Origin of the sequence: Verrucomicrobium sp. 3C, from assembly GCF_000379365.1 — a bacterium.
In the GTDB taxonomy this organism is placed as follows: domain Bacteria; phylum Verrucomicrobiota; class Verrucomicrobiia; order Methylacidiphilales; family Methylacidiphilaceae; genus Methylacidimicrobium.
Genome location: NZ_KB901875.1, coordinates 844,429 through 860,764, shown reverse-complemented (window position 1 = coordinate 860,764; position 16,336 = coordinate 844,429). Strand labels below are relative to the sequence as shown.

15 protein-coding genes and 1 tRNA gene are annotated in these 16,336 nt (G+C 61.8%); 13 read left to right on the top strand and 3 right to left on the bottom strand.

What is annotated here, in order from left to right; genetic code table 11:
* Positions 1 to 1,779: 1,779 nt before the first annotated feature.
* The 6 genes from A37A_RS0104840 to A37A_RS0104815 are packed head-to-tail and all read left to right on the top strand — an operon-like array spanning position 1,780 to position 6,731.
* Positions 1,780 to 2,148 (top strand): iron-sulfur cluster assembly accessory protein, encoded by a 369-nt coding sequence (locus tag A37A_RS0104840; RefSeq protein ID WP_018290401.1) that lies wholly within the window; start codon positions 1,780 to 1,782, stop codon positions 2,146 to 2,148.
* An 11-nt stretch (positions 2,149 to 2,159) separates the two neighbouring features.
* Complete coding sequence (locus A37A_RS0104835; protein WP_018290400.1) at positions 2,160 to 3,422, top strand: MFS transporter; 1,263 nt, start codon at positions 2,160 to 2,162, stop codon at positions 3,420 to 3,422.
* A 45-nt stretch (positions 3,423 to 3,467) separates the two neighbouring features.
* Positions 3,468 to 3,953, top strand: a complete 486-nt coding sequence (ruvC, locus tag A37A_RS0104830) for a crossover junction endodeoxyribonuclease RuvC (protein WP_018290399.1) — start codon at positions 3,468 to 3,470, stop codon at positions 3,951 to 3,953.
* Complete coding sequence (gene ruvA, locus A37A_RS0104825; protein ID WP_018290398.1) at positions 3,950 to 4,564, top strand: Holliday junction branch migration protein RuvA; 615 nt, start codon at positions 3,950 to 3,952, stop codon at positions 4,562 to 4,564. The genes ruvC and ruvA overlap by 4 nt, the downstream gene beginning before the upstream one ends.
* Positions 4,561 to 5,589, top strand: coding sequence for a Holliday junction branch migration DNA helicase RuvB (gene ruvB, locus A37A_RS0104820; RefSeq protein ID WP_018290397.1), 1,029 nt, complete (start codon positions 4,561 to 4,563; stop codon positions 5,587 to 5,589). The genes ruvA and ruvB overlap by 4 nt, the downstream gene beginning before the upstream one ends.
* Positions 5,590 to 5,600: 11 nt before the next feature.
* Positions 5,601 to 6,731: a serine hydrolase gene (locus A37A_RS0104815; RefSeq protein ID WP_018290396.1), complete on the top strand. Its 1,131-nt coding sequence runs from the start codon at positions 5,601 to 5,603 to the stop codon at positions 6,729 to 6,731.
* Here the strand turns inward: A37A_RS0104815 and A37A_RS0104810 are convergent.
* Together A37A_RS0104810 and A37A_RS15860 are read right to left on the bottom strand one after the other, a co-directional pair.
* Entirely contained in the window at positions 6,688 to 7,797 is a 1,110-nt protein-coding gene (locus tag A37A_RS0104810; RefSeq protein ID WP_018290395.1) for a hypothetical protein, read from the bottom strand. The two genes, A37A_RS0104815 and A37A_RS0104810, sit on opposite strands and share 44 nt — an antisense overlap.
* The gene (locus A37A_RS15860) at positions 7,794 to 9,107 is read right to left on the bottom strand and encodes an APC family permease (protein ID WP_018290394.1); all 1,314 of its coding nucleotides are present in this window, start codon (positions 9,105 to 9,107) and stop codon (positions 7,794 to 7,796) included. The genes A37A_RS0104810 and A37A_RS15860 overlap by 4 nt, the downstream gene beginning before the upstream one ends.
* 190 nt (positions 9,108 to 9,297) lie before the next feature.
* Here A37A_RS15860 and A37A_RS0104795 point away from each other — a divergent pair, with 190 nt between their 5' ends.
* From A37A_RS0104795 to A37A_RS0104780, 4 genes are all read left to right on the top strand, one after another.
* A complete protein-coding gene (locus tag A37A_RS0104795) occupies positions 9,298 to 9,714 on the top strand; it encodes a secondary thiamine-phosphate synthase enzyme YjbQ (RefSeq protein WP_018290393.1) in 417 nt (138 codons plus the stop codon).
* A complete protein-coding gene (locus A37A_RS0104790) occupies positions 9,711 to 10,289 on the top strand; it encodes a rhodanese-like domain-containing protein (RefSeq protein WP_018290392.1) in 579 nt (192 codons plus the stop codon). The genes A37A_RS0104795 and A37A_RS0104790 overlap by 4 nt, the downstream gene beginning before the upstream one ends.
* Positions 10,290 to 10,368: 79 nt before the next feature.
* A tRNA-Lys gene (locus A37A_RS0104785) sits at positions 10,369 to 10,444 on the top strand.
* 57 nt (positions 10,445 to 10,501) lie between these two features.
* On the top strand, positions 10,502 to 11,965 hold the full coding sequence (locus tag A37A_RS0104780) for a tetratricopeptide repeat-containing serine protease family protein (RefSeq protein ID WP_018290391.1): 1,464 nt from the start codon (positions 10,502 to 10,504) through the stop codon (positions 11,963 to 11,965).
* A 153-nt stretch (positions 11,966 to 12,118) separates the two neighbouring features.
* Here A37A_RS0104780 and A37A_RS0104775 read toward each other — a convergent pair whose 3' ends face one another.
* Entirely contained in the window at positions 12,119 to 13,009 is an 891-nt protein-coding gene (locus A37A_RS0104775; RefSeq protein WP_020494027.1) for a bestrophin family protein, read from the bottom strand.
* A 544-nt stretch (positions 13,010 to 13,553) separates the two neighbouring features.
* Here A37A_RS0104775 and A37A_RS15855 point away from each other — a divergent pair.
* The 3 genes from A37A_RS15855 (at position 13,554) to A37A_RS0104750 (ending at position 16,333) form a co-directional block, all read left to right on the top strand.
* Positions 13,554 to 14,651 carry a mechanosensitive ion channel family protein gene (locus tag A37A_RS15855; RefSeq protein ID WP_018290389.1) on the top strand — a complete coding sequence of 366 codons (1,098 nt, stop codon included), beginning with the start codon at positions 13,554 to 13,556 and terminating at the stop codon, positions 14,649 to 14,651.
* A gap of 171 nt (positions 14,652 to 14,822) precedes the next feature.
* On the top strand, positions 14,823 to 15,593 hold the full coding sequence (locus tag A37A_RS0104755) for a bifunctional 2-polyprenyl-6-hydroxyphenol methylase/3-demethylubiquinol 3-O-methyltransferase UbiG (RefSeq protein WP_051076245.1): 771 nt from the start codon (positions 14,823 to 14,825) through the stop codon (positions 15,591 to 15,593).
* Complete coding sequence (locus A37A_RS0104750) at positions 15,590 to 16,333, top strand: bifunctional 2-polyprenyl-6-hydroxyphenol methylase/3-demethylubiquinol 3-O-methyltransferase UbiG (RefSeq protein ID WP_018290386.1); 744 nt, start codon at positions 15,590 to 15,592, stop codon at positions 16,331 to 16,333. Before A37A_RS0104755 ends, A37A_RS0104750 begins: the two co-directional genes overlap by 4 nt.
* The last annotated feature ends 3 nt before the right edge of the window (positions 16,334 to 16,336 follow it).

The following is a 16,336-nucleotide window of genomic DNA, read 5'->3' as shown; positions in this document are numbered from 1 at the left end:
TCCACCCGGCAACGATTGCTCCAGCCGGAAGCACTCGGAGCGGCTACTGGTGGTAACGCCAGCGGTCGAAGCCTCTGGGGGAAAAGGCCCGGGAAGCGGGTCAGCGAGCAAGCAGGCCCTAAGGAAAGTGAACGCTGAACAAAGCCTCGAAACCGGCAATGCGGACGCCGAGCTCGTGAGAGAGAAGCGAAGGCCGTTGTCTCCCTGGGAAGGAGAGCAATACGTGCACTGGGGAGAGCCGCCGGGGTATTGGGCGAGGGCAATGCGGGCAAAGGACGATGCATCAACACACGGGAGGCCCATCTGGTCGGGGAGCTCGGGTTGGCCCCGAGCGGACCGACCGCTGCCCTGCGAGGGGCCGAAGCGGGACCAGGTGGGAGTCGGATAGGTCCATACTGTGCGCTGGGCAGCGCATGAATCAGGAGGGTTTAAGTCCCTCCGGCGCTCGAATGAGGGGCGCCGTATCCAAAAGCGGGGGTAATGCCTCGCTGGCCACCGGCGTAAGTCGGTGGAGGACAGGGTGTCCGGAGCGATCCGGAATCCGAAGGGTTTGAGGAGAAGTATTGGGCTGTAATCAATGAGGGCAACCTCGAGGATGAACAGGTCGGCCAAAGATGGGGCAAGGTCGAGCCCGTAGTATGGGGGCGAAGGCGTTGCTCATTCACCCATCGTACCAAGGTGTTTGCTGGCGGCACGGTACGGAAGATTCATGTGTGACCCCAGGAGACCTGACCGTGTCCCGGCCAACAAGCGGGTAAGCGACCCTATAAGCGCAAGCGAAGTGGGAAGCGAGGCACAGTCAGGAGTCGGAGAACGTAATAGTACCGGAAGCGCGAGACGAACAACTCGCGTGACCAGCAATGGCGGACTGCGAGTGGTCCGGGGAAGGACGTTCGTGAAAGGATCGAGGCAGGATACATCGAGATAGGTGAGCAAGAAGCGTGAAGATGGAAAGTTCCCTATGTGAAAAACCCGAACGTCACGCTTCGAGGAGGCTATCCGATCATCTGGTTCTCGAAGGTCGGGAGCAGAAGGTCCACTCTCGTTTATACCCTCTCTCCAGATCGCGAAAGTCCTTTCATGAAAGCTGGATGCGGGAAAACCGCACGTCCAGTTTGTGCGGCGGACGGAGGCAAGCTCTTCAATGGGCGCCTCCTCCGACCCGACACCTGTGAGCTCGGAGAAAGTCCGAGGGAGGGAAGGGGCCTTAGTTCAAGGGAAACGTCGGAAGGAGCGAGAACGGAGAGTGCGGTACGCCTACAACCTCCCTTGCGCGTTCGGAGGCTCGAGATGACGTTGCAGGAGAAAGCGAAGGCAAGTTCGACCTCCTCTCCCTCGAGAGCTGTATGAGGAGCTTACCGTGGGCATAATCCTGCGCCAACCTTGTCCGGAAGCCGAATGCGGGAAATCCGCCTGTTCGGTTTGATGAGCGGGGAGTGGAAACGGCCGATAGGGAGAGATACTCAGGCACTGTCATACCGAAAGGGGCAGCTCCCGCTATGGCTCTCCTACGTCGCACCGCGCCACTCCTCGACTCCACCCAAGCGTTCTCCTGGGGCTTGCGAAGTGGGCCTGGCTGCTTCGTTGGGCTTGGGTTTTTGGCCCTCCTTACAGTATGTCCTCATACAGCTCCGGTGGAAAACCGGCGCCGCGCCTCGCACCCAAGCCCATTTGCGGAGCCTCGGCTACGAACTTTGTGAGAAATGGCGGCCAGCGGTGTGGGTGCTGGCTTGACCGGGTTGGAGGAGAGGGGGCAGAGTTCAACGGCGGAGAGAGATAATGGAAGGAGCATCTTCGGTTTCCCACACGATCGGCAATGAGAAGCTTTGCGGGATCACGGGCAAGGCGGCTCACGAGATTGCCCGCCTGCTTCAGGAATCGGGCAAGGCGGGCGGGGCGCTTCGGATCGCCGTGGTGGGAGGCGGCTGCTCGGGGCTGCAGTACCAGATGGATCTCGTCGATCGGCTGCGGGAGAAGGATATTCTGATCGAAGCGGGGAATGCGCGGCTAGTTGTCGACCCGAAGAGCGCGCTCTTTCTCTCCGGGTCCGTCCTGGATTATTCCGAGGATCTTCAGAACCGGGGCTTCGTCGTGAGGAATCCGAACGCATCCTCCCACTGCTCCTGCGGGAAAAGCTTTTCGGTGTAGCCGGCCAGCCCATGAGCGAAGGCGACCGGAGGCGAGCTCGTTCCGAGAGCGCCATCCTGCGTATCATCCTGCTCTTCGGTGCGGTCAGTCTCTTCGCGGACATGACTTACGAAGGCTCGCGTTCCATCCTCGGCCCCTTCCTGGGTAGCCTGGGTGCGAGTGGCGCGGCGGTGGGCCTGGTCGCCGGCACGGGAGAGCTAGCCGGCTATGGGCTCCGGCTTTTTTCCGGAGTCCTGGCGGATCGGACGCGCTCCTTTTGGCGGCTCACCTTTTCGGGGTATGGCGTGAACCTCTTGGCCGTGCCGCTCTTGGGGCTTGTATCGACCTGGCCCGCGGCGGCGGCGCTCGTGGTCGCCGAGCGGCTGGGGAAGGCGATTCGAACTCCGGCGCGGGACGTTCTGCTCGCAGCGGCGACGAAGGATTTCGGGCGGGGACGCGCCTTCGGGATCCACGAGGCGATGGACCAGATCGGCGCTGTCCTGGGTCCCTTGACGGTTGCCCTGGTCCTGGCCTGTCAAGGAGGATACCGAACGGGGTTCCTTTTGCTTGCCCTGCCCGCTCTCTTTTCGTTTGTGGCGCTCGGGTTGGCTCGGAGCTCCTACGGGAGGTGGGAGAACGCCCGTGGGATTCCCGAGGGAGCGCAAGCAGGGGTGGGAAACGACTCGCGACGCTTACCTCCTGCCTTCTGGAGCTATCTGGCGGCGGTCGGCTGCGTCGCGGCGGGCTACGCCGACTTCGCCCTGGTCGCCTTTCACGCGGCAAAGACCGGAGTGGTTGCCCCGCAAGGAGTGCCCCTGCTCTATGCTCTTGCGATGGGGATCGACGCCGGGGCGGCCTTTTGGGCCGGCCGCCTCTTCGACCACAAAGGGTTTGCTTCCTTGCGGGGCTTGGTAGCCTTGGGAGCTCTGGCGGCTCCACTGCTCTTCCTGGGGCATGGGATCGGACCCGTTCTAGTGGGCGTGCTCTTCTGGGGAGTCGGGATGGGAGTCCAGGAGTCGGTGATTCGGGCGGCGGTGGCGGAGCTGGTCCCGGATGGGCGCCAGGGCACCGGATACGGCCTTTTCAACATGGCCTTCGGCTTGGCCTGGTTCGGCGGCAGCGCCCTGATGGGTCTCCTCTACGACCGCTCGCCGGTCTTGCTGGTCGTCTTTTCTTGCGGATTTCAACTCCTTTCCCTTCCCCTCCTGCTGCGAACGCAGAGACAGTTTGCCGTGGAACAGGCCGTCCAAGGGGGAATCGGATCAGACGGGAGAGCCTTCCGAAGGATTCCTTGACCGTTCACGGAGAGTGCCTTTCAATACGAGGGTCACGTGCGGATCATGGGAATCGATCCTTCCCTGCGACGAACGGGCTACGGCGTTCTCGAGCTGCTGCCCGGAAGGGAGCGGCTACTCGACTCAGGGGTCATCACGATCGGTCCGAAGAAGACGGAGATCGACTGCCTTCAGGAGATCTATAGGGTGATCCGCCAAGTTCTCACAGAGCAGAAGGCCGAAGAGGTTGCGATCGAGACGGTAATCTACGTGCAGAATCAGCGGACCGCGATCCAGATGGGAGCCGCCCGGGGAGTCGCCCTGCTGGCCGCCGGAAGTGCCGGCATGCCGGTCTTCGAATATCCTCCGCGCCGGGCAAAGACGGCGGCGACGGGCTATGGAGGAAGCCGAAAGGCCCAAGTGGCTTTTATGGTCCGCAGCCTCCTCGGCCTTCGGGAGAATCTTCCGCCTGATGCCGCCGACGCAGTGGCCGTCGCCCTGGCGCATGCCGCCGCGCGGAGACGTTCCCTCGTCTCGCGGAGATCCCTGTGATCGGATACCTGCGCGGCCAACTCGTTCGCTCTTCCCCCGCCAAGGTCTGTCTCGAGGTGCAGGGGCTCGGCTTCGAGCTCTTCGTCTCTTTGAGCTCCTATCAAAAGCTCCCCCCCCCTCCGGCGGAGGTCCAGCTCTTCACCCGCATCCAGGTCCAGGAAAAGGGGATCGAGCTCTACGGGTTCGCCGGGGAGGAGGAGCGAGCGCTTTTCAGCCTACTCGTCGATCACGTCCCCGGCATCGGGCCGAGAACGGCGCTTTCGGTTCTGGGCGCAGCCGCTCCAGAAGAGTTGCGGGGCGCGGTCGCACGGGGGGACCACGCGTGGCTTTCGCGCATCAAAGGCGTGGGAAAGAAGACGGCGGAGAGGCTTATCGTAGAGCTTCGCGGCCGTTTCCCGGAGGTCGATGTCGAGCTTGGCACCGTCCGGCAGCCGCTGGCTGACGACGATGCGGTCGGGAAAGACGCCCGACTGGCCCTGCTCGCGTTGGGCTACCGGGAGGCCGAGGCGGAAAAGGCGGTGGGTCAGGCACGGGAACGGGTGCCGTCCGCGACCGTGGAGGAGCTGATTCGAGAGGCGTTGCGAGGTTCGGGAGGGAGGGCGGCCCGGTGACAAGGAAGCCAGAAGCGGAAGTGCGCGGACAACGGGACGAGCGGCTGGAGGAGGTTCTGCGCCCTTCGACGCTGGACGATTTTGTCGGGCAACCGCGCATCAAAGAGAGGCTGTCGGTCTTGGTGGAAGCCGCGCGGCAAAGGCAGGAGCCCCTGCCTCACCTTCTCTTCAGTGGCCCTCCGGGTCTGGGAAAGACGACACTGGCCCATATCCTGGCCAAGGAGATGGGGGCGAATCTCCGGCTGACTTCGGGCCCGGCGCTGGAGAGGGCAGCAGATCTCGCCGGCCTGTTGAGCGGGCTCGAGCCGGGAGACATCCTCTTTGTAGACGAGATCCATCGACTGAGCCGGGCGGTCGAGGAGTATCTCTATCCGGCGATGGAAGATTTCCGGATCGACATCGTGATCGACCAGGGTCCCGCCGCCCGGAGCGTCTGCCTGAGCCTCCCTCATTTTAGCCTCTTCGGGGCGACCACCCGGGCCGGGATGTTGACGGCCCCTTTGCGTGGCCGCTTTGGACTCGTCAATCGGGTCGAGTATTACGGCGCGGAGGATCTCGTCCGGGTCGTCCGGCGCTCCGCGCGGATCTTGGGAGTGGAAACGGCGGAGTCGGGTGCCTGGGAAATCGCTCGGCGCTCTCGAGGCACCCCTAGGCTGGCCAACAACTTGATTCGCTGGGTTCGAGACTATGCCGCCGTTCGCGCGGACGGCGAGGTGATCTCGGAAATCGTGGTCCACCATGCGCTGGAGATGCTTGACATCGACGCGGACGGCCTGGACGAGATGGACAAGAAGCTCTTGGAAACCATCGTCTACAAGTTCGCGGGAGGGCCCGTGGGCTTGGGCACTTTGGCTGTAGCGGTCGGAGAGGACGGGGGGACGATCGAGGAGGTCCACGAGCCCTATTTGATTCTGGAAGGCTTTCTGCAACGCACCCCGCAAGGTCGCGTCGCGACCCAGAGGGCTTACCAAAAGCTGGGGCTGCCGACAGAAAGAGGGAAAGGCGAGCAATCGGAGCTCTTCTGAAAGCCATCAGATTGCCTTGGAACGGATCCATCCGTCGTGCATGGCGGCTTCCCCTCGCGCGGGCGGCGCTTCTGCTGCTCGCGACGGCGGCTCTCGGCGTGTGGTTCGCCGAAGCCACTCCGAGCGGGGAAGGCCGGAGATTTGCCGCCGCATCGGCCTATTCCGCCCGTCACGGCGGGTCTGCTCTCCTCGTGTTGGAGGGGGGTAGGGTCTGCTGGGAGGAGGAAGCCCGAGGCGCTCGCTGGGAGGGCAGGCAGCGAATCTTCAGCGGCACGAAGGGATTCTGGATCCTGGCGGCGTTACGGGCCGTCCAGGAAGGGATTTTTTCCCTCGACGCGCCCGTTGCAGAGACGGTGGCGGAGTGGCGAAGCGATCCAGTGAAACGGCGGATCACTGTCCGTGAACTCTTGAATTTTACCAGCGGGCTTGAGCCCGCCTTTTTCCTGCACGCGGACGGCGTCGAAAATCGAAACGCTCGGGCCTTGTTCCTGCCGCTTCTGGCTCGGCCTGGTCAGGCCTTTCTCTACGGGCCGGCCTCGCTGCAGGTATTTCACGAGTTTTTTCGAAGACGTCTGCTGCCGCGCCAGGAGACTCCGACCCATTTCCTGGAAACCCGCGTGCTCCGCCCCATGGGTCTTGGCCGGCAACGTTACCTGGAAGATGGCGCAGGAAACCCGCTGCTGGCGACCGGCTTTCTTCTGCGGGCTCGGGAATGGGCCGCCATCGGTGACGTCCTCGTGCATCGCGGAGCGCCGATCCTCCGTCCGGAGGTCCTGGAGGAAGCGCTTCGGGGTTCAGCAGTCAATCCCGCCTTTGGCATGGCTTTTTGGAACAATCGCGCCGCCTCCTTGCCCGACGCCCGCGAGGTGGAGGTGGAGGCGATGCTCTCCCGTCCGTGGCAGAGCCAGGATTGGCGGAATGCCTGTCTTTGGCGTGAAGGCCCGACGGACCTGGTGGCGGCGGTCGGCTCCCACGGCCAGCGCCTCTATGTGATCCCATCCCAGGGATGGATCGTGGTCCGGCAAGGCTATAGCTATTCTTTTTCGGACGCGGATTTCTTACGCCTGTTGCTGCCGGGAGTCTATGGAGCCCGGCCGATTACTGCGAGAGGAGCGGATCTGTCGTCTCCCTCGGAGCGGTAGGCCGCGGCGTCCGGGTGGCAACGACAAGGGAGGCTTCCTCCCGCTTCCATCGGTATCCGAAAGCAAAGGGAAGCGGGGGCGGATTGGCGTTCGCGGTCCGCGTCGCAAGATCCGGCTGGTAGAACTCGCGGAAGAGCGGAATGGGACCTCGGTAGAGGCCAAAGAAACGGAGATTCCATCCGGAAGGAAAGAAGCGGACGGGGATTCCTGAATCGTCCTGCAGGACCAGCGTACTGCGGGCGAGCACCAGCCGGCGCAATTCGGAGAAGGCGCTGCCGTGCAGCAGATAAGAAGCGGCTTTGATCAAGGTTGGCCCTCCAGGAATGCTTTCCAGGTAGCGGGGGAGCCCGGAAGCGGAGAGTGAACCGTCTTCCAGGTTGACTGAAAAGTAGCAGAGCCGATGCTCTCCCCCTCCCGGCCCCTGGAACAGCAGGCAGCTTCTGCGTCCGGCGGCACCCTGCTCGATCGAGAGGAGGCGACAGCCGTCCCTGACCAGGAGCACCGAATAGAGAGGAAGGATCCCTCCCAGCACGGACGAAGCGGTCAGCCGGCGCGTCTCCTTGGTGATGGAAAAGCTCCATTGGAGAAGCCATTCAAGGGATTGGCGAATGCGCGGGAGTTCCAGATCGAGGTTTGCCGATGTCAGGCGTGCGAACGAGGGGGGAAGCCCGGCCTCCTCCCGGGAAGCGAGCACATAGGTCGAGGCATGAGGGAAAAAGCAGCGTGGGTAGATGGCATCGGGTCCGCTGAAGGGATAAAAGACCGGGTTGGTCGAGGAGGAAGCCGCCCCGAGGAACTCGACGGTCCACTGACGGATCGGGTCGAGCTGGAAATGGCGGAAGTACTCCCAGAGCTTGTCCATCTCCTTGGCATGCTCCTGCCAGGACGGGTGCGCGGCGAGGTTTTCCATGGGCGATCCGGGGCCGGGAGAAAGACCGGCGACGAAGCGAGCGGCTTCGTCGAGCTCGGTAGGCTGCGCCTGCGGCTGCCCGGAGGATTGGCGCGGGGAGATCCAGCACAGGATCAGGAGCAGGGCAAACGGGAGCAGGAGGAATGATGGTTTCATTGCGCGGAAGGAGAATTCGCTGGTGGAGGATCGCCCCGGCGGATCAAAGCGTAAATCGGAAGCCCGAGGAGAAGGGTGCCGAGCCCGGCCAGGGATTCCTTGGGCCTGACCCGGAAGAGATCCCAGAGCATCCAGAGGCAGACGGCAAGGAAGACCAGTGGCGTCCATGGGTAGCCCCATGCTCGGTAGGGTCGGGGCAGGGAGGGTTCCTTCCAGCGGAGAACATAGACACCAAGGACCGTGGCAAACCAGGAGAGCGTGAGGGTGAACTGGATATAGGTCAGGATCTGGGAAAAGGTTCCCGTCGCCAGCAGCAGCACGACAACGCCGTACTGAAAGAGAAGGGCACGAGAGGGCACTCCCTCCCGGTTGCGGTACGAGAGCCAGCGGAGGGCGGCATAGTCCTCTCCCACCGCCATGGCGACGCGAGGTCCCATCCAGGTCATGGCGGCAATCGAGGAAAGGAGCCCGAGCGAGATCACACCGGCGACGATCCGACCCCCGGCTTCGCCGAAGATGTGGCGCCCGGCGATCATCCCGACTTCGATCACCCCTCGCATCTGGGTAATCGGCGCTGCGTGGAGAAAGGCGACGTTGAGGGCCACGTAGAGGACGGTGACGATCGTCGAGCCGATCGCCAGCGAAAGGGGAACGGTTCGTTGCGGGTTGCGGACCTCCTCGGCGATATAGACCGAGGCATTCCATCCGGAATAGGAATACATGACGTAGACAAGGCTCGCGGCAAAGGAAGCTCCGGTCATTTCGCGCAGCGCCGGCCCCGTGGGGGTAAAGGAGACAGGTTGACCTTGGGCGAGCAGGAAACTCGAAGCCGAAAGCAAGAGAACCAAGAGAACCTTGAGGCCGGTCACCGCTTCTTGAAAACGAGCCCGGAGATCGACGCGGCCCAGTTGCAGCAGGGTGAGCAACGTAGCCACCGCCCAGGCCAGCCCGCTTGGCGAGGAGCCGGGGAAGGCGGCGGAGGCATAGGCACCGAAGGCCATGGAAGCCAGGGCGATCGGAGCCCCGAAGCCGACCGTCGAGGAGAGGAAGGCGGCAAGGAAGCCGACCACCGGATGATAGATCCGGCGCAGGAGGCTGTATTCACCTCCGGAACGGGGGATGGCGGCGGAGAGTTCTCCATAGGCCAGCGCCCCGCAGAGGCTGGCGACCCCTCCGAGAAGCCAGAGGAAAGCGATCGAGAAGCCGGAGGAGAGGTTCTCCAACTGAAATCCAAGGCTGGTGAACACGCCGGTTCCAACCATATTGCCGACGACGAGAAAGACGGCGGTGCGGAGGGGAATGCGTCCCATGCCGGATAATCCCTATTAGCCAATTGGCACTTTTCAGAAAAGAAGCAGAAACAGCTGGTAGTCAATCCAAAGCCAATGGGAAGCCCCTGATAGGCTTGCAATGGCCGAAAACGCTGGTAAAAGGAGTCTTCTTATTGGTTCTTCTCTCCCAGGTTTGCAAGCAGGCGATGAAGCAGCCGATTGCCGACGGATGAAAAGCTTTCGCGAGGAATTATGGTTCGAGCTGCCTGCGCGGCGAGAGTTCGTCAACATCACCGGACAGATCGAGGGTTGTCTCCAGAAGAGCGGAATCCAAGAGGGCCTTCTTCTCTGCAATGCGATGCATATCACCGCCAGCGTCTTCATCAACGATGACGAACAGGGGCTTCATGAGGATTTAGAGCGCTGGCTGGAGAAGCTGGCTCCGGAGAAGCCTCACTCCCAATATCGTCATAACGTGGGCGAAGACAACGCGGATGCCCACCTCAAGCGGACCATCATGGGCAGAGAAGTGGTGGTCGCTGTCACCGGTGGTCGACTCGACCTTGGGCCATGGGAACAGATCTTCTATGGCGAGTTCGACGGAAAACGGCGCAAGCGCGTCCTTGTGAAGATCGTAGGGGAATGAGCGCGAAACCTCCGGCGAAAGTGTCTCGTTTCCGCGCCCTCTGGCTCGTTCTCGGCGTGGTCCTGGGCGGGTGCAGCCTGATTGCTCCTCCGCCCGAACTTTCTTGGGAGCGGGTCTTATCCGCCATCCGCGACCGCTTCCCCGACGTTCCGACGATTTCCACCGAAGAGCTGGCGAAAGAGCTCGATGGATCTCGGCAGGAGCGTCCGGCCTTGCTCGACGTGCGGACGGTCGATGAATTTGACGTGAGTCATCTCAAAGGGGCGATTCGAGTCTCTCCCAACGAGCGTATCGGAGCTATCTCGCGCCAGTTTCGGATGGATCAACGAATCGTGGTGTACGATTCGGTTGGATTTCGAGCCGCTTCCTTTGCTCGCCGGCTCCACCAGTCCGGGTACACGGAGGCGAAGTACTTGGAAGGGGGGATTTTCAAGTGGGCAAACGAAGGAAGACCGGTGTACCGTGGCGAAAAGCGGGTGAACGTCGTCCATCCTTCCGATTCCTATTGGGGTCAGCTTCTGAAGAAGGACCACCGTTCCATCTCCCTTTTTGATTTGAGCGGCCCCATCTTTTGATCGACCGCCGATGGATGGAAAAGAGAGTTGTTTTTGCATTGGCTCTCGGCTAGGTGTTTCTTTGCGCGTCATCCCATCTGCCTCGGTAGCTCAGTTGGTAGAGCAGGTGACTCTTAATCACTCGGTCGTAGGTTCGAGTCCTACCCGGGGCACCATGATCGGGAAGGCGGTTGGTATCCTCGCCTAGGCGAGGGGTTTGCGCCGGTTCAACCATGGTTGCGATCCGCGACGGGGGCAGGCGGTGGAACTTCGGGAGGCTCGGTCTCCATTCTTCACTCTTTTCCCTGATTTTTCTCGCATCCTCCTTTGGGCAGACATGGGAACCCACCTCCCTCGTCAAGAAGGTGCAGTCATCCGTGCTGCTGGTCTTGGAGAAGGACTCCTCGGGCAAGTTCGTGGCAGCCGGATCGGGCTTTCTTGTCTCTTCGGACGGGAAGCTGGTGACGAACGATCACGGAAGCAAGAAGGCCGAAGATTTGTCGGCGCAGGCGGGGGACGGGCGAGTTCTGCGCGTCCTGAGTATTTTGGCGCGAGATCCCGCGCAGGATCGGGAGCTGGTGCAGCTTGACGCAAAGAGGCTTCCGTTCCTTCGCGTCGCCGAATCCGTTTCTGTCCATTCCGGGGAAGCGGTTGCGATCATCCCCACTCGTTATGCGAGAAGCAATGGCGTCTCTCTCGGCACGGTTGTCGTCAAGCCGAGTCTTTTCGGCCCGAACCGCTTGCTTGTGGTGACGAAGGCCGTCTCTCTCCTCTACAGGGGAGCCCCCGTAGTGGGAAGCGAAGGGCAGGTATTGGGAGTGGCAACGTCAAGATCTCGAGTTCAGCCGGGTCAGTTGCTTATCCCTGTGGCCGCGATCGGAAAGCTCGCAATCCGGCCGTCCGCCGAGCTGCCCAAGGAAGGAGCCGTCGCGTTCCTCCGGCCTGCGCCGGAAATGCCGGGTACGACACCGGCGGCCGATGCCCAGAAGACTCCGAAGACACTCGGGGCGGGACAAGCGGCGCCGCAGCTCGTTACTCCCTCCGCAGGGGTAGAGGCGGGTGACCGAGTGGCATGGGAACTCCTGCAGCATGGGGATTACGCGAAAGCGGCAACGGCTTTCGAACTGGAACTCCACCGCAGGTCGTCCGACGCTCGTACCTGGATCGGGTTCGGTTTGGCGAAACGGCATCTCGGACAGACGGAGGAGGCGAGCGCCGCCTTCCGGGAAGCCGTCCGTTTCAGTCCTTCGAGCGGACAGGCATGGTGCGAGCTGGGGGAAATCGAATTGGAGCGGGAGCGATATCCGGAAGCGGCCGACTCTTTTAAGCGGGCGGCCCAGCTCCGACCGGGGGATGCTCAGGCGTGGCTGGGAGTCTCGGCCGCCGATCTCGCCCTGAAAAAGCGGCAAGAGGCGCTGGCGGCCCTGGGCCGAGTGCAGGAGCTCGATCCTGCCGCTGCGGCAATCTGGCGGGGTGTCGGAAAGATCTATTCCCAGCTCGGCAGACCGGGGGATGCGGTGACGGCGTTCCAGCGGGCAATCGACCGTGACCCGGAGGACGCGCGCTCCTGGCTTGCCCTCGGGCTTGCTTCCCTTGAGCTTGACCGCATGGAGCGGGCCCAGGAGATTCTCCCCAAGCTGTTGGCGCTGGATCCTGACCTGGGAATGGAGCTGGTCGAGGCGTTGAAGAAGAGATAAAAAAAGCGAGAGCTTTGCCGGCTCTCGCACAACGCGGGAAGGTTCGCCGGAAATTCCAGCCAGAGAAGCATCCGGGCCGTTTTGCAAACCCCAAGCAAAACGCTTGGGAGATATATGTGCCGGCTGGCCTGCAATAGCGTTCTTGCGCGAAGCTTACGTTGTCTGCCGCGTAGCCGCCGGGTTCTCGAATGCATGGAGAAGCTCCCGTTCGAGATTGTCGGAAAGGGCTGCGAGGGGAATGGAGTCGAGATTGTCTTCGAATGGGTTTTCGAGATTGCGTCCAATTTGATTCAACATCAGGAGGATGAGTGCGACAAACGGGGAGATGACGACTCCCCAAGCCCCGGTCTCGTCGGCAATCCCGAAGGGGAGAAGGAAGCTGTAGGTGTAGGTCAGGAGTTCCAGGAAACGGTCATATTGCCGAGGAAAGGGAGTGTTTTGGATGCGCTCGCAGCCGCCCTGAACATCTTCCATGCGCGTCAAGGTGCGATCGAGGGCCAGGAACTGGGGGCCAGAGATCGTCTCCTGTGCGCAATTCTCCGATATGCGGCGGCTCATATGGGAGAGGAGAAAGCAAGTTGGCTTTGGCTCTCCGGCCAATTTCTCCCTGAGCTCCGGAGAGGGGAGGAAGGGGAGCATCTCGGTCGACTCAGTCCCCCCGTTCAGTTCCGTGCGGAGGGCGCGAACGAAGGCGACCTGAAGAAGAATGAGTTCTTTCTGGGCGCTCTCCCCGCTTTGAGGGTCCGCCATGGCCAGGAAACTCTTGACTTGGCGCAACCAAGTTCGCGATGCACTCACGAGCTGACTCCAGAGAACGCGCGCCTCCCACCAACGAGCATAGGCCAGGTTCGTTCGAAAGGCGAGAACCATTCCGATCAAGGCTCCCATGAGGGCGAGCGGCTGGTCCGGCATGGCGATACCCCTTAGGACATGGGTTCGGAGGTCGGCCAAATAGGCGAGAACGGAGAGGACCAGGATTAGGAATAGCGGCTTGCGAACGGGGGAGAGGCTGCGTCGGCAGACGCGGTCGAATTTACCACGCATGGTCACTTGCGGGTCGGCGTCTTTGGAAGGGGGACAGCCATGCCCGGGGCGCTGCGGGAACATCCGGGGTCAGTATATCCAAATGGGGGAGGTCGGGAATGTTTTTCGACCCGCGTACGGTGGTGCAGAAGGCGCGAGAGCGGTCGATCAAATCGTTGACATGCTTACCGGAGACCAAGGTAGATTCGAGGAAGAGGGGGCGGGTCGATCCCCCCCGTTGTTCTGTTTCGGTTTTCCGCCAGCCGCATAACTGCCGTAGCCCGTATGACCTACATGACCGCGGTAGTCTATTCTTGGTCTTATCGATTGGAAGAACTGCCTCTGGGAGAGGTATCCGTCGCCTTGGCGCTTCTGGTTCTGGGCGCGCTCCTGCCAAAATTGGTCGGCCTCTGGCATCGGAAGCCGATTCGCTGGCGGACGCCGAGCGAGCCGGAGGGGTGGCGGGACGGAATCCTAAGCTCCCTGCTTCCCCCGGTTCAAGTGGGCCTATGGGGGAGCGCGGTCGTCATGACCGTTTTAGCGATATCCAACTATCTCCGCCACTATGGCGGGGGGGGGGCTGCCTCGCCTGTCGATCGTGGTCGGGGTGGAGGCGGTTTGGGCCTTGGCGTTCTGGTGGTTTCTCGCTCGGTTTATGGCGGTCGGCTTGAGTTGGCTTCGTCGGAAAACCGGCATTGGCCGCGGGCAGTGGGCCGTCGTGCTCTTCCCCAGGCTCGTCCGTTTTGCCCATTTCCTTGCTCCCGCAATCGGATTGATCGCCCTGGAAAGCTTCCCCCTTTCCGACGTCTATCGGGCCGTGCTTCATAAAGTTTTGGCCATTTATGCCATCGGTTTGATCGGCCTCGCGGCCGGGAATAGCGTGGCGGCGGTGGGCGACACGATGCTGCGCAGCCACCCACTGAACAGCTCGGATCCGGCCGCGAGTTTACGCTCCCGGAAGCTTCATACCCAAGTGAAGATGGCGACTCGGGTGCTCTGCTTCGTGATCGGGCTGTTAACGTTCTCCGCGGTTCTGATGCTCTTTTCCGAGGTCCGCCACGTGGGCGCGAGCCTGCTTGCCTCCGCCGGCATCCTCGGCATGATCGGCGGCCTGGCCGCGCAGAAGACGATCGGCAACATCTTCGCCGGGTTGCAGATCGCTATGGCCCAACCAGTGCGCCTAGGGGACATCGTGGTTGTCGAGGGAGAGTGGGGGACGATCGAGGAGATCACCCTGACCTACGTTGTGGTCGCCGTCTGGAATCAGGTCCGCCTGGTTCTCCCGATCACCTATTTGATCGAGCATCCTTTTCAGAACTGGACTCGACACGCGAGCGATCTCTTGGGGATCGTGCATGTCCACGTCGACTACACGATGCCGGTGGAGGAGATGCGGACATATCTCCTGGAAATCTGCCGGAAGAATCCTCTGTGGGACGGGCGCGTGGCGGCCACGCAGGTCACCCAGGCGACCGAGCGAACCATGGAAGTTCGCCTGCTGGTGAGCGCGCAGGACTCCTCGAAAGCCTGGGGTCTGCGTTGTGCGGTTCGGGAGCAGATGATCGCTTTTATCCGCGAGCGATTTCCGCAGTGTCTTCCCAAAATCCGCGCGGAATGGGAAGCGGTCGGAAAGAAAAGCAGCGGTGATCTTCCCGATGGATAGCCGCCATTTCTCCCAAGCTTTCTCCTACGGCTTGCACAATGGGCTTGTCTGCTTCGTTACGCTTGGTTTTCCATCCTTGCACTATGTCTTCATACAGCTCCGGTGGAAAACCGGCGCCGCGCCTCGCATCCAAGCCCATTTGCGGCGCCTCGGCTACGAAATTTGTGAGAAATGGCGGCTAGTACGGGAGACCAGCAGCAGGGAAGGGCGCTAGCGCCTCGGGCACGACCGGAGATTCACCGGGAGGTGCGTAAATTGTTACGCCGCTTAGCGTTGCCGAGCTGCGCGCGTGTGCTCGATGTACCCCTTGGACCTGGGGCGATGGCCAGCCAGTTGCAGCGCGAGGGATTTGCCGTTTGGGGCGCCGATCTCGATTTGGCGCAATCCGACGGGCTCGATCCGTCCATTCAGCGGCAGCGGGCTGACCTCAATGGAATCCTGCCCTTTCCAGAGCAGTTCTTCGACCTGGTGCTTTCGCTCGAAGGCATCGAGCATCTGGAAAATCCGTTCCAATTTGTCCGGGAAGTCGCACGTGTCTGCCGCCCGGGAGCCTATTTTCTTCTGTCGACCCCGAACATCTGCAACCTGGAAGAACGGTTGAACTTCTTGGTTCGAGGAGCCTTTTATCGCTATATTTCGGCTAGCGACTTTGCCGAAAAGGGAAGCGGCTTCGATCATCAGAATCTCATGACTTGGGTGGAGATCCGCCAGTTGCTCGATTGGAACGGGTTTTCCCTGCTCGGGCTTTTCCGCGACAAGATCAAGTGGAGGCAGCTCCTCTTCCTGGGGCCCCTGGGTCTGCTCCTCTGGGGCTTCGGTAGACTCCAGAGCCGGGCGAGGAGAGAGAAGTATTGTTGGAGAGAAACGGAGTCGGCTCCCGTGCTCTTCGGCGGAAGCACCCTGATCGTGCTGGCAAGAAAAGGCGTGGGGCGATCGGGATGAGCACGGAGGCGATCTATCGGGCGGTGCTCCCCTTGCTGCGATCCCACCTCCCTCCGGATGGGCGCCACCTGGATGTGGGGAGCGGCTCCGGAGAGCTCATTCGGCGGGTACGTGCCGGGTGGAAAGGATCGAGCTTCGGCTGCGACTATACTTCCGAGTGGATGAAGCTCCCGGGGCAAACGGTCGACGTGGCCGATCTGAACCGGGATCCCCTACCCTACGAAAGCGGCTTTTTCGACGCGGTGAGCTGCACCGAGGTTGTCGAGCATCTCGATGACTATCGCCGGCTTCTTCGAGAGATCTTTCGGGTGCTCCGGCCGGGAGGAATCCTCGTCCTGTCGAGCCCGAACATTCTCAACCTCAAGTCGCGGCTCCGGTTCCTCTGGTTCGGTTTTTGGAACCTCTTTGGGCCGCTCTCCTTCTCCCGGAGGATTCGCGTCGATACCGATGGACATGTCACGCCCGTACACTATTTTTACCTCGCCCACGCCCTGGAGGAAGCAGGATTCACGGAGATCGGCGTCACGGTCGACCGCTGGCAGCGCTCTTCTCTCCTCTCTCTGGTCCTTCTCTATCTTCCGGTGCGGCTTCTTGGGGAAGCCGCCTATTCTCGCGAGGTGCGGCGTCATCACACCATCGATGCCGGGAACCAGCCGCATGTAAAGGCAGTCAATTCGGTGCCGCTCCTTGTGGGCAGAACATGCATCGTCTGGGCAACGAAGCCCTCCTCCATGAGTTAGCGC